The organism is Chitinophaga ginsengisoli, from assembly GCF_003014595.1.
GTDB classification, from domain to species: Bacteria; Bacteroidota; Bacteroidia; order Chitinophagales; family Chitinophagaceae; genus Chitinophaga; species Chitinophaga ginsengisoli.
In genome coordinates, this window is the sequence record NZ_PYGK01000005.1 from 448,688 (window position 1) to 461,542 (window position 12,855).

Annotated in this window: 10 protein-coding genes; 6 read left to right on the forward strand and 4 right to left on the reverse strand. The window is 45.4% G+C overall.

Translation table 11 applies throughout. The features are described from left to right. The first annotated feature begins 47 nt into the window (after positions 1-47). The gene (locus tag CLV42_RS15400; protein ID WP_106602808.1) at positions 48-542 is read left to right on the forward strand and encodes a helix-turn-helix domain-containing protein; all 495 of its coding nucleotides are present in this window, start codon (positions 48-50) and stop codon (positions 540-542) included. 105 nt (positions 543-647) lie between these two features. On the opposite strand, the gene CLV42_RS15405 is transcribed toward CLV42_RS15400, so the two are convergent. Both CLV42_RS15405 and CLV42_RS15410 read right to left on the reverse strand, forming a co-directional pair. Continuing rightward, positions 648-2,051, reverse strand: coding sequence for a S41 family peptidase (locus CLV42_RS15405; RefSeq protein ID WP_106602809.1), 1,404 nt, complete (start codon positions 2,049-2,051; stop codon positions 648-650). Positions 2,052-2,073: 22 nt separating this feature from the next. Beyond that, positions 2,074-3,246, reverse strand: a complete 1,173-nt coding sequence (locus CLV42_RS15410; RefSeq protein ID WP_106602810.1) for a helix-turn-helix domain-containing protein — start codon at positions 3,244-3,246, stop codon at positions 2,074-2,076. A 266-nt stretch (positions 3,247-3,512) separates the two neighbouring features. On the opposite strand from CLV42_RS15410, the gene CLV42_RS33935 reads away from it, so the two are divergent. The 3 genes from CLV42_RS33935 to CLV42_RS15425 all read left to right on the forward strand — a co-directional run bounded on the left by CLV42_RS33935 (position 3,513) and on the right by CLV42_RS15425 (position 7,534). Further along, on the forward strand, positions 3,513-5,693 hold the full coding sequence (locus CLV42_RS33935; protein ID WP_170117527.1) for a glycosyl hydrolase family 18 protein: 2,181 nt from the start codon (positions 3,513-3,515) through the stop codon (positions 5,691-5,693). A 116-nt stretch (positions 5,694-5,809) separates the two neighbouring features. Continuing rightward, positions 5,810-6,601: a DUF72 domain-containing protein gene (locus CLV42_RS15420; protein WP_245901664.1), complete on the forward strand. Its 792-nt coding sequence runs from the start codon at positions 5,810-5,812 to the stop codon at positions 6,599-6,601. A gap of 15 nt (positions 6,602-6,616) precedes the next feature. Further along, positions 6,617-7,534: a bestrophin family protein gene (locus CLV42_RS15425; RefSeq protein WP_106602811.1), complete on the forward strand. Its 918-nt coding sequence runs from the start codon at positions 6,617-6,619 to the stop codon at positions 7,532-7,534. Between the two features lie 74 nt (positions 7,535-7,608). Here CLV42_RS15425 and CLV42_RS15430 read toward each other — a convergent pair whose 3' ends face one another. Continuing rightward, positions 7,609-9,018 carry a matrixin family metalloprotease gene (locus CLV42_RS15430; protein ID WP_106602812.1) on the reverse strand — a complete coding sequence of 470 codons (1,410 nt, stop codon included), beginning with the start codon at positions 9,016-9,018 and terminating at the stop codon, positions 7,609-7,611. Positions 9,019-9,479: 461 nt separating this feature from the next. Between CLV42_RS15430 and CLV42_RS15435 the strand changes: the two genes are divergently transcribed. Together CLV42_RS15435 and CLV42_RS15440 are read left to right on the forward strand one after the other, a co-directional pair. After that, on the forward strand, positions 9,480-10,463 hold the full coding sequence (locus CLV42_RS15435; protein WP_106602813.1) for a hypothetical protein: 984 nt from the start codon (positions 9,480-9,482) through the stop codon (positions 10,461-10,463). Positions 10,464-10,566: 103 nt separating this feature from the next. Beyond that, entirely contained in the window at positions 10,567-10,932 is a 366-nt protein-coding gene (locus CLV42_RS15440; RefSeq protein ID WP_106602814.1) for a SnoaL-like domain-containing protein, read from the forward strand. 194 nt (positions 10,933-11,126) lie between these two features. On the opposite strand, the gene CLV42_RS15445 is transcribed toward CLV42_RS15440, so the two are convergent. Continuing rightward, positions 11,127-12,842 carry a RagB/SusD family nutrient uptake outer membrane protein gene (locus CLV42_RS15445; RefSeq protein ID WP_106602815.1) on the reverse strand — a complete coding sequence of 572 codons (1,716 nt, stop codon included), beginning with the start codon at positions 12,840-12,842 and terminating at the stop codon, positions 11,127-11,129. Positions 12,843-12,855: the final 13 nt, after the last annotated feature.

Consider the following 12,855-nt stretch of genomic DNA (forward strand, 5'->3'; position numbering starts at 1 on the left):
CAATTAGTTGTATTTGTGGCTCTCTTTCTGTCGCTGATGCCTATATCATGAAGCCGTTCAAATGGAAACATATTGCGGCGGTAGTAAAGAACCTGATCGCCTCCAGGGAGAAGCTGCGCCTGAAATTCTCCGAGCAGCCTAACAGTGATGTCAGTGTACTGGCTACAAACAGCAGGGATAAGGCTTTCATGGAAAAAGTAGTGAGTATTATAGAGGAACGGATCATTGACCCGCAACTTTCGGTGGAAGAGTTGAGCCGGGACATGGCGATGAGCCGTTCCAATCTGCATAAAAAGCTGAAGTCATTGTCAGGGTATGTACCCAATGAGTTGATAAAGCTGGTGCGACTAAAGCACGCGGCAAGGTTGCTGCAGGCAGGTGGGCATACGGTAACAGAAGTGGCTTATATGACGGGTTTTAGTTCGCCCTCTTATTTTTCGAAGTGTTTTTTACAACAGTTTAAGGTAACGCCAAAAGAGTATGCTGATAATAAGACAAAGCCGGGTGCGCAGGATGTGGAAGATCTGATAAAGAAGGGATAGGGGCACACTGTTAAACGGATCAGCCGGAACACCAATCTTACTAGTATTCCGGCTGTTAAACTTATTTGGGGTAGATTTTTGGGGAATCGAACAATGACAGACGGCCTATTTACCGCCGGCAAGATGAAGGGCCAGCTCCAGCACAGGATCGCGCTGTTGTAATATATCGGTGACTGAAGGGATAACAATATGATCTGTCGGAACGCCTTTATCTATCGCGTAAGGATTTTGCAGGTGCATATAATATCCTAGTAATGGAACATCCAGTCCGAGATGTGTATTGGGCAGCGTTACCATGGCAAAGCCTCCGCTGGAATTACCCTGCATCGTGCCTCCGCTTTCCTCTCCAATAAAGACTGCATTGCGATTGTCTTTTACAATGGCTGTAAATTCTGCTGTTACCGAGAAACTACGACCATTTTGCAGGATGTATACATTACCCGTAAAGGCATTTGCTTCGGGGTTCATCATCTTTAGTCCTTCCGAATAAGTGAAGTGATATTCATCCCCGACTTTCTCCACAAACTGTTTGAGATATTCCATCTCGGGAGGGAAAGTAGCATACGCAGCAAAGGAATAAGGGCCTACGCCTGTGACAGTGAGTTTGTCGTAATACCGGAATGGTGCGCGGGCAATAAAGGCATTCAGCTGCATCCCCAGTCGGTCTGTTCCACCTTCATTATTACGGAGGTCTATGATCAGGGAATGGATCTGCTTTTCCCGGATCTGGCGGAAGATGCTGTCCAGGAAATCCCTGAACGGTGGCATACCCTCATTCTCCATGAATACTGCGATGCGTAGCAGGGCTACATCTTTTGTGGGGAAAGATACACTGTATGGCGGTTCAGGAGGTGCTGCCAGCTGTATATCTTTTGCACTTATTGCTTTCAGTACAATCTTTCCTTTTTTTCCTGCCGCTTCTTTATACGCTATAGAGAACTGTGCTGAAGGGCCGGTAAAGAGGCCATAATAGCTTGCAAAATCGCTGTTAAGAGCAGCATACCTGGCACTTTGTATCGTCCCGTCAGCATAAATGTTCCTGAAAAGCCGGGCGACAATATGCGCCATGTCCTCGCCATTGATACTCAATATCCGGGTGCCGGGAGATAGTTTCTCTTCTCCGCCGTAGCTTCCCAGCACAAAGGCATTACCCTCTTTAAAATAGAGGCGGAGAGGCAGATAGCCATTTTCAAAGAAGGCGTGGAGGTCGTCCGGCCTTCCGGCACGATGGAATTTTACATGTCCGTCGCCGATAGCAGCGATCAAGGGATTCACCAGTCGGTAAAACTCATACTCTGTCATTCCTTTTTTGAGTAGCTTCTCAATAGTGGCAAATTCTTGGTCTGCCTGCGCCTTTGTCTGGAAGCGATATAATCCCGGATGCGCTTCTTCCAGTGCCTGGCGGATAATGGTAAAATCAGTTCGTAATTCCTGGGGTGTGAATACCCGTTGTGCCCTTCCCAACATGCCCGTCAGCAATAGCAACAACCCAATGGCCATTTTTTTCATACAGTTCAGTTTTTCTGTAAAGCTAGATGGGGCTTAGGGTTGTGTCGACCGGGCCGACAGGATTGAACGTCTTTTTACTGGCTTTCTGGTATGCCGACGGGGTCGTACCTGTCAGTTTTTTGAAGGTGGTATTGAAGGTTGCCTTGGAATTGAACCCACAATCCATGGCGATGCCCAGTATACTGTAATCTGCCGAGGCGGGTTCTTCAAGACGAAGTTTGACAGCTTCTACCCGGTAGGTATTCACGAAATCATGGAAACTTTTTCCCGCCTGTTCGTTGATAACCTGGGAAAGATGGTGACGGGATACCTTTAGTTGCTCTGCCAATGTGAAAATGGTCAGATCGGGATCCAGGAAGGGGCGTTCTGATGTCATGTGATCAAGTAGCTTTTCATATATCGTCTTTTCTGCTGATGCCTGGAGGCCCGACTTCTGATATTTTTTACTGGTTGCCGGTGCTATTTTGTCGGTGCCGAATATTTCAGGCTGTAGGAGATATTTACCTGCCAGCCAATACACCATTCCCACCACCAGGCAATAATTATAGTGATAAAAATGAGTGATGACTGGTATCTGCCATTTCCTTCCGTAGAATCCTAATCCGGATACTATGAGTATGCCCAGCAGGCCATATATGAACTGCCGCAGCCATACCAGCCGGTAATTACTGGTGTCTGACAGTGCATTTTCTACCGTCTTCCTGAATTTTCTTAACAGGGACAGCGACAGCAAAAGGTATCCTGTGATCATACAAAGGCTTAACTGGTTCAGCCAACCGAAATCCAGACGGCTTAATCCGTCAAAGTCCATCAGTAGCTTCCTTTTCGCAGCTGCACTTTGCAGTAACCAGGGCGACAGGATAAGCAGATAAAAGAGGAAAGGGAGGATATGCAGGGTATCCTTCCACGTCAGGCGCTGGCCTCCGTCGGTGACCTTTTTTGTAAACAGGTAAATGAGCGGGCCAAACAGGCTAAGCTGCAACCAGGATATACGGCTCAGATGGGGGAAGGTCAGGAAAAACTCCCGGGTATCAAAAGCATTTAACAGGGCCTGGAAAGAAACTAACAGCATGAAGCAGATCAGCAGGATGCTGGTCGCATTGTTTCTTTTACGGGTAAACAGCAGGAATGCAAAGAGTGCAGCGTTAATCAGGCCGGCGGTTACAAAGTAGCGAAAGAGAGAGGTAACTGTCATTTTTATATCAATTGGTCAATAGTTGTTCTAAAGACGTGATTATCATTGAAGCGTTGCTTTTGTCTGGTTGAGGCTTTTCCGGTTTGGCGAGAGGGGTGCAACAAGATCATTATCCGGGATAGTAGTTATTTTATATATAAATAGTACTATCCCCTTGCCTGTACGACTTCTTATAGATATCCTATTAATAACCATTAGCTATCCTTGAAAATTGCTTAAGCTACCCTTGCGTAGCCTATTGAGCCTCAATTCTTAAAATCAAATCAATGAGAACACAACAATGGATCAGAGCAGGCGTGATGTCCTGTGCTCTTCTGATGATGTCTTTATTGTCCTTTGCACAGTTTAAAGTGATCGGTTACATGCCTTCCTGGTCTGGGGATGTAAATGCTGTGCAATACAGTAAACTTACTCACATTAACTATGCGTTTGTATTACCTACAGCTACAGGTGGACTACAGGGTGTTGATAACCCATCCAAACTGCAAAGCCTCGTTTCATTGGCGCATGCCAATGGTGTTAAAGTGCTGATCTCTATTGGTGGCTGGAATAATGGTGATGACAGTGGGTTTGAATCATTGGCTGGAAACAGTAGCTATCGCACCAATTTCACCACGAGCGTGATGAATTTTGTAAATCAGTATAACCTGGATGGTGCTGATATTGACTGGGAGTATCCGGATCCGGGAGCTTCTGCCAACAACTATCTCGCATTAATGACGCAGCTGGCCAGTGCTTTGCATGCACAGGGCAAACTCTTGACTGCCGCTGTAGTAGGTACTGGTGGTGAAGGTGTATCCAGCTCAGTATTTTCTCAGGTGGATTTCCTGAACCTGATGGCTTATGACTATAACAACTATGATCACTCTACCTATGCATATGCCTCTCAATCTATTTCTTACTGGAAGGGTAGGGGCTTACCTGCTAACAAAACAGTACTGGGTGTTCCTTTTTATGGTCGTCCGAGCTGGGAGAGTTATGCAGCATTGATAGCAAGAGGTGCCAGTCCGTATGCAGACACTTACAGCGGTGTTGGCTATAACGGTATCACTACCATCAAGAGTAAAACTGACCTGGCCTGGGATCAGGGTGGTGGTATTATGATGTGGGAGCTTTCTCAGGATGCTGTTGGTACTTATTCACTGCTTTCTGCTATCCACGATGAAGTGGTGGTAAAAGGTGGTGGCAATGGAGGTAACAAAGCACCAGTAGTGAATATCACTTCTCCTGCAGGAGGTGCTTCATTTAATGCACCTGCTTCTGTTACTATTACTGCTTCAGCTTCTGATCCTGATGGTTCAGTTACTAAAGTAGAATTTTATAATGGCGGTGTTAAGCTGGGAGAAGCTACATCCAGCCCTTATAGTTATACATGGACAAATGTAGGCGCTGGCAATTATACGCTGAGTGCTAAAGCTACTGACAACGCCGGAGCGGTTACTACTTCTGCAACAGTGGCTATTGTGGTAAATGGCACCGGTGGTAATTCCTGTGACGGCATCGCTGCATGGTCAGCTAGTGCGGTGTATACAGCAAACATGCAGGTTGTTTACAACAGCAAAATATATACAGCGAAATGGTGGACACAGAATGAACAGCCTGACACACATACCGGCGATGGACAGGTATGGAAATATGAAAGAGATTGCGGTGGTGGTACCAATCCAGGTAACACTTCTCCGGTAGTAAATATTACTTCTCCTGCGGGTGGTGCTTCATTTACAGCTCCTGCTTCAGTTACGATCACTGCTTCAGCATCTGATGCAGATGGTAGCATCGCAAAAGTGGCATTCTATAGTGGCAGTACTAAATTGGGTGAAGTGAGCAGTGCGCCTTATTCTTATACATGGACTAATGTAGCTGCAGGAAGTTATACACTGACTGCGATTGCTACAGATAATGGTGGCGCTACTACTACCAGTGCAGGTGTAGCCATCTCTGTTGGATCAGGAGGAGGAACAGGAAACTGTGCAGGTGTGCCTGCTTATGCGCCATATCCTGCGGTGTATAATATGGGTGATAAGGTTGTGTATAATGGCAATCTGTATGAATCACTCTCTAATGGGCTGTATAATGTTACGCCAGGAACTGCTGATTATTGGTGGAAGCCATTGGGTGCTTGCTCCAGCAGTGCAAGAGTGGCGGTGGCTAATGTGCAATCCGTTAGCCCTGCACCGGTAGCTAAATCACTGGTGGTTTATCCGAACCCTGTGACTGGTTCAACAGTACAGATTCAGGTGAATGCAGCGGCTGCTGAAAAGATCTATGTAGAGATATGGGGAATTAAAGGTGGAAAACCTGTGCTGCGTAAGGAGTATGTGGGTAGTGGTAAAGGTCAGCAGTTGATCAATGTTGATATTAGCAATGTACCACAGGGTACGTGGATTATAAAGACAGTTAATGCAGCTGGTACGCGTAAAGAAAGTGCGAAAATAGTTCGCATGTAGTTTTAAATAGGTGAAATGATGAAGGCCGTCTCGGGTGAGGCGGCCTTTTTTTCTTGAGTAAATTTTTGGGATGCCTGTTCTCATCTGGCAAACACCCAATGCCCCTGGCGTAATATTTGAACCCCTTACAGGTGACCAAATATGACCAGATCGATATGAACCCAGAAGGTAAATTCTACACCGGTACAAGCGGACTGGTGCTGCCCGTCGCCAATAAACTGGCTTTCCCGCCGGCTTATAAGGACAAAAGCAGGCTTTCATATTATGCCTCTATGTTCAACAGTCTTGAAGTAAACAGCTCATTTTATAAAATTCCCATGGCGACAACCACACGCCGATGGACCACAGAAGTGCCAGATGGGTTTAAGTTTACATTTAAGTTATTCAGAGGGATCACCCATAATAAAGCGCTTGTCTTTGAAGAAGCCCTTGTAGAAAAGTTCATGCATGTAGTAGACCAGGTAGGTGACAAGAAAGGTGCCTTGTTGGTACAGTTCCCAGCCAGTATACACTTTGACAGTTTCTCACAGTTAGAACACCTGTTGACTATCATTCGGGAATACGATCCGAAGAAAACATGGCAATTAAGTATTGAGTTCAGGCATGTATCATGGTACCGAACGGAGACATATAAACTGTTAGAAAGGTATTATGCGGCAATGGTTATTCACGATATGCCCAAATCTATTCCTCCGCAGGTAAGCTCCCGGCTTGACTTTGCATACATGAGATTTCATGGGCCTGCGGGTGATTATAAGGGCGGATATACAGACGAAGTGTTACAGGAATATGCAGACAGGATCAATGCCTGGTTGAAAGAGGGGAAAACGGTGTATGTTTATTTCAATAATACCATTGGCGATGCACTTAAAAACTTGATAAAGCTCAACGGATCTATTGTAAAATAAGCGCACATTTGTAGTATGATCATCCGCAAAAGAGAACATTGGTTCAGAATGTTATTTGTATGGCATGGGTCAGTACTACCCAAGCTATTACCACGATTAATACTGCTATTCAGCATTGCTGTTGCCGTAGTCTATTTTCACGGAAGGCTCCTGACATACAAAATCCCGTTGAACCCAGCGCCGTTTACACTGTTTGGGATAGCGTTGGCCTTGTTTCTGGGTTTCCGCAATAATGCAAGCTATGACCGGTTTTGGGAGAGTCGTAAGCTTTGGGGGGCATTATTGAATGATACACGTTCCCTTACCAGACAGGCATTGTCTTTTACCAACTTCGCAGATGGCGACAAGACTGCGCTTAGTTTTGTGCAGCTGTCAATAGCTCTTACTTATGCACTGAAGCACCAACTGAGAGGGACAGACGCACAGGATGATCTGAAGAAAAGATTGTCGGAATCGCAGTTTGCAATTGTTGCGAATGCACATTTCAAACCTGTTATTATCATGCGGTTGATGGCCGAATGGGTGCAACACCTGAAACTGCAGGGGCGGATAGACACTATTCAGCAGGTGGCTATTGATCAAAACCTGGATAAGCTATCTGATATAGTGGGTGGTTGTGAACGAATAGCGTCTACGCCTATACCTTATAGCTATCGCGTGCTGCTGCACCGGACAGTGTATATATATTGTTTCCTGTTGCCATTTGGACTGGTGGATAGCCTTAGTTGGTTTACACCTTTTATTGTGGCATTTATAGCATATACGTTTGTTGCCCTGGAAGCAATAGCAGACGAAATTGAAGAACCGTTTGGAACAGAAGCGAATGATCTTGCCCTGAATGAGATGTGCCGCGTAATTGAAGGAAGTTTGCTGGAGATGACAGGGGAGGTATGGAGTGACGGAGATGTTATGAGAGGAAGGGTAATTGACTAATGTAAATAATCGACAAAGGCAGAGACCAGACCAGTCCCTGCCTTTGTATTTAATAAGATGTTGGCTTGCAGTATTTATTCCACAATAACGATCTGTTTAGCTATCCACTGTTTGCCATCGAAAATCCGAATGATATAAGTACCCGGCACAATTCCTGACAGATTCACAGTTGTTTTCCGGGTGCCCGCTCCGAATCGCTGAACTTTTATAACGTCTCCCTTCTGTCCAATGATTTGCACTTCCCGTATATCTTTTCCGGTACCCGCCAGTTTGGCTGTTTTAGCCGTTGGTGACGCCTCAGTTGAAATAGCGATGTTACCTCTTGCAGGGTTAGGATAAACACTGAAATTATCTGCTGCCAGCTCTACGCAGGAATTGAAGAATGCATATCCGAATTCGGAAGTTCCGCAACCAGATGTATTTACCCTTACTGCCACTTCATGGCTACAGATATCGTTGTTCGTGATATTAAGTCTTGCGCTGCCGAAAGTCGTTGTCGTAACTTCGTGGCCATCCAGATGCCATTCGTAGGAAGTAACGCCCGGGCCTGCTGAATTTGCACTAGCCATAACACGGTTGTGTAACGGATCATAATCCCCGCTTACTGAAGGTCTGTCGGGGCCTACAGTGATAGTCCTGGAGGCTAATAATACGGTGCCGTTGCAAATGAATGCATTCAGGGTGATTGTGCCATTAAACAGAGATGGATCCCTTGTTAAAGTCACCTGGTTACCCGCAGGCGCTAATGTAACGATACCTGATGACGCCGTCCAGGTAATATCCAGGGCAGCGTGAGCATTGGGTAAAGAGTAGACGGTAGGCCCACAAACATTGTTGCTGCCATTGATCGTCAACAGACTGCCGGTTGGTGCACCGTAAATTGTTCTTATTCCGTCGATGTCATCCTGTGCCAGATACCTGTGGCTTCCAGTGTAAAAGGGGGCCATTAAGGCTCCATTAACTGTTGAATGAGCTAGTCCTAATGCGTGACCTATTTCATGCGCAGCTACAGACATGAGATCAATAGGTTGTGTACCATCACCTCTGGTGTTAAGTGTCCAGGTTTCCGCATCATCAATGTGCATATCTCCCGGCAGACCATTAGGGCCGGATGGAGGGGGATAGAAAGTATGGGCCAATACACCACCCGCTCCGTCAAAAGGAGCACCATCACCATGATCTCCCACCTGCCAGCTGATGACGATGTCAGCATTCGCAGCGCAACTCTCTACGAAAACGAGATTTGTCTGTGCTGCCCAGAGGGCAAATGCATCCCGGATAGCCTGTCTTTCCTGGTCGCCCGGGATATCGTCTGTTCCGTTCTGAAAAGAGTAAGTGATGATCCGGTGATCCCAGCTATTTCCCTGGATGGTAAATTCTCCTAACTGGGGATTGGATACAGAAATACCGCCATTATCATACCTGATCTGGGCGTACATTTTTCCGGATAACAACAACAATGCAAAGAATAGAATTTTCTTCATGTAATTAGGGTTTATGTTAAAAAAGAAAGAATGCTAAGTGTAGTAGGAAGATCTGTGTCACAAACGGGAAAACAGGTCGGGAATCTGTATGCGAACGTATCTTCTGCTAAAATGGTATCTACCCTGAATTTTGGCTAAGGTCTAACCGGGCAATTGAGTACTTGGCGCTTTCTTCATGGTTAACTATCCAGGCTATTTAAATATAGCAAAAATCATCTAAGAATTGAAAATTATCTTGTGTAATATCCCTAAAAAATAGTAATCGCCGTTGTTTTATTGAGTAATAGCCAGCTCACTATATTTCGTGAATCTCATCGCCATGACACGATATTTAGAGTGTTGAGTCGAGGAATATCTCCCTTAATATATTGATAATCATGTGTTATATTCGGTGGCATATCTGTTGCAAGAAATAGTTAGGATAAAATGGAATATAAACACTCCCATTCAAAACTCACCTGATGGAAACGAACAACATGAATATAGTGAACGTAGGCCCAGTACTGGAGGACCTGCTTACGACAATAAAAAAGGAAGCGATTCCGGAATATATCTATCTGAACCAAGCCGCTACTGCACTTCATAGAAATGCGTTGGGCATAATGGAAGATACATTGCCTAAGATATTACAGTTGTTAGGTATTCGGAGCCTGATGGTGAACAGTAGTTATGATTACACGCCACTAAAGACATTACATGTTGACATCCCGGAAAATACAACAGAAGAATATTTATGGCCCCACCTGAGAAAGGATGAAATAATCAGGGAATTGCAGTCGGTATTCAGGAATTGCCGTATGGTAGGTTTTGATAACTGGTCTGCTATTTCAAGCGCTTCAAGTGTATGGGACGGTTTGTTAAGCGATGTAATTAAGCCCCTTGAACGGAACGACCTCGAGTTCCTGTTCTACCTGGGGGATCCGGTAGAAAAACTATCTTTCCAGGTCGGCGAAGCCTTGGATATTGTAAGCGACTTTTCACTACAAGGACAGGTGACCTTTGCCCTTGATGAAGGGGAGGCCATCAATCTATGGAAAATGCTGAATGGTGTTGGCAAGGACGTTTCATTAGGAGAGCAGACCTACGTAGATCTCCGGAAAAAGTATTTTTCCATTTTCCGAACCATGGATATTGCCCGGGTACTGATTTACTCAGCTTCCAATGCATTGGTATTCACAGCGAAGGAGCAGTTTGTGATCACCCGTAAAATAGTGGATCATGAGATAGAGGCGGCTCCGGATGCACGTTTAAATTATATAGTTGGCTTTAGTACCGGATTGGCCCTGCAGCTTAGCATGGCGCATTGTATCGCGCTCGGTCTCATTGTATTTGGGGCGCAAGGAGAACGGAAAGCAAGTCCGAAAAAGGAGGACTTAGTGAAATATACAGAGGAATGGATCGCTGATTTGCAAAAAACGGCGACAATCAACCTTTATGGGGAATAATGCGGAATATTTAAATAAATTTTTCCTGTGACGTCAGTCCTACTGACATAGGGTTGTCACTCCTGTCATTCAATTTTGTCCTAAATAATAAAAACCGACAGATATGACTACACAGGAAATTGCAAACAAATATTATGAGCTGGCTTGTCAGAATAAATACGTGGAAATTCAGGATGACTACTATGACGAGAATGTGATATCCGTAGAACCGGAACATGCAGCCGCGAAGGGAATGCAGATCGTTACAAAAGGGAAACCAGCTGTCGTAGCCAAAGGAGTAGCTTTTCGTGAATTACGGGAAGAGCTTCATAGTCAATCCTGCAGTGAGCCCCTGATCACAGAAGATTTCTTCAGCGTTATACTAAAAAGAGACATTACTTTTAAGAATAAAGGCCGCGTACAGCTGGAAGAGATAGGTATATTCCAGGTTAAAGAAGGCAAGATCATATTGGAACAGTTCTTTTATTAACCGTATATTCGATTATAAACAGGGGAGCCGTCAAAAGTACTTTTGACGGCTCCCCGTTTAATGACGATTTCGGATGGAACATAAAAAAGGCCGGAGAGAACTCCGACCTTGCACCAGTGTACCTGGTAACGTGGGTTGAAACCTGCCAGATATGAAATCTGTTGAAAAAAGTTATTGAACCTGATACCTGATATTTAATAACCAGGATTCTGTTTTAATATTCTCGATGCGTTCAGCACATTCTGACCTAGAGGAAATATTGTTGTATGATCATCCGCGTCTGGTTTTTTGTCCCACCAGGTACCGGAATGAAAAACACCCCAGCGTACCATATCAGTTCTCCTTCTGCCTTCGACAAGGAATTCACGACCCCATTCATCCAGCATCTCCTGATCCGTTAGCTGACTACCATCAGCCTTATACAGACTAGGTGAGCCGGCAGGATAGTTACGTGTGCGTACTGCGTTTAATAAGGACGCTGCGCCTGGTCTGTCTTCCGCCCTGTATTTGCATTCGGCATAGGCATAATAGATCTCTGCCAGCCTTATTTCTGCATAGGCGGAGGATATTTTGTTGTCGTCGTTACTGGGATAATAAGGATATTTCAGAGGAAACACGCCTGAGTTATGGTCGCCATGGTTCATATTTGACTCTTTGTCGCTGATCTTAGTACCCGGTGGCGTATTCAGGAACATACCTACCTGATCGCGCAGGAACAGTGCATAGGGCCCCTTATTGCCTCTTACGGTATCGGTACGCCCATCTGCATTTACATAAGGCAGGTAACCATACAGGAACATGCCTTCGCGCTTGCTGTTGCCCAGGTTCTTGTATTTTTTGAGGCGGAAGTCATCCGGATAACGCTGGAACTTTATAAACGGTTTCCCCATTGTGAAAGAATACTCTACACTATCTACATCCCGGCCCGGCTGCAGCGCATACTTCGGATTTGCTTCGCCAAAATCTGTAAAACCAAGATAGCGGGTAGCCTGATAAGGCATCATCCAGAAGTACATATCACTTGAATACTGCCAGTGCGTGAGTCCGAAACTTCCGGGAAAGCCAAAAATGGTTTCTGAAGATTGGCTGTTGTTATAATCAAATGGAGCGTCCCACCTGCTTTCCAGCGCATAAGTACCATACTTACCATCAATAATGTCCTGGCATACGGTGGCACAATCAGAGAACCGATCCTTACCTGTATATACTTTTGCATTCAGATAAAGACGTACCAGCAGTGCGGCTGCACCACCTTTTGTCCATCGGCCTATAGCGTTTGTCCCCAGATCCTGTCGGGTAGGCAGGGCGGGAATAGCATCTTTCAGTTCCTTTTCAATGAAATCAAAAGCTTCCTGCGGTGTTACCTGTGGTCCGGATTGTGTTTCTCCTTTTACCTTGGTAACAATCACCATATTCCTGTAAAGATCAAGCACGCGGATATTAAGCCATGCCCGCAGTGTTTTCAGTTCTGCAATGTAATCATCCAGTTCTGCCTGGGTGAGGTTGAATTTGCCAGGATCCTGAATGCCTTGCAGATCTTCCAGGGAGTTAGTGGCCAGGTTAATACCCTGATAGAGGGCATTCCATGCGTCACTGGTGTAATTGTCGTTGGGAGTCCAGGTGTGGTAGTGCACCCGCTGGTATTGCGCGCCATCATACCAGTCGCCCTGCCTGTTGAGCGTCATCAGCTCGTCAGTACTGTTCTCCTGCAGCATGAAGGTAGAGCCGCCCTGTATGCTCCAGTAGGAATGTTCAAAGGGACGGAGAAAGTCGCGTATCACATCCGCCTTTGTTTGCAGAAAGTTATCGGAGGTGATCCTATCATATAGTTTTTCATCGAGATTAGTACAGCTGCCGCTTAGCAGTAAGCCTGCCAGCAGGATGGAACAGCTTTTTATATTGCGTAGCATTTTCAGACGGATT

Excerpts from the sequence above, each read along its gene's own strand:
- CLV42_RS15430 (WP_106602812.1), bottom strand. The coding sequence starts at position 9,018 with ATGAAGAAAATTCTATTCTTTGCATTGTTGTTGTTATCCGGAAAAATG.
- CLV42_RS15435 (WP_106602813.1), top strand. The coding sequence starts at position 9,480 with ATGGAAACGAACAACATGAATATAGTGAACGTAGGCCCAGTACTGGAG.
- CLV42_RS15445 (WP_106602815.1), bottom strand. The coding sequence starts at position 12,842 with ATGCTACGCAATATAAAAAGCTGTTCCATCCTGCTGGCAGGCTTACTG.
- CLV42_RS15410 (WP_106602810.1), bottom strand. The coding sequence starts at position 3,246 with ATGACAGTTACCTCTCTCTTTCGCTACTTTGTAACCGCCGGCCTGATT.
- CLV42_RS15440 (WP_106602814.1), top strand. The coding sequence starts at position 10,567 with ATGACTACACAGGAAATTGCAAACAAATATTATGAGCTGGCTTGTCAG.
- CLV42_RS15425 (WP_106602811.1), top strand. The coding sequence starts at position 6,617 with ATGATCATCCGCAAAAGAGAACATTGGTTCAGAATGTTATTTGTATGG.
- CLV42_RS15400 (WP_106602808.1), top strand. The coding sequence starts at position 48 with ATGAAGCCGTTCAAATGGAAACATATTGCGGCGGTAGTAAAGAACCTG.
- CLV42_RS33935 (WP_170117527.1), top strand. The coding sequence starts at position 3,513 with ATGAGAACACAACAATGGATCAGAGCAGGCGTGATGTCCTGTGCTCTT.
- CLV42_RS15405 (WP_106602809.1), bottom strand. The coding sequence starts at position 2,051 with ATGAAAAAAATGGCCATTGGGTTGTTGCTATTGCTGACGGGCATGTTG.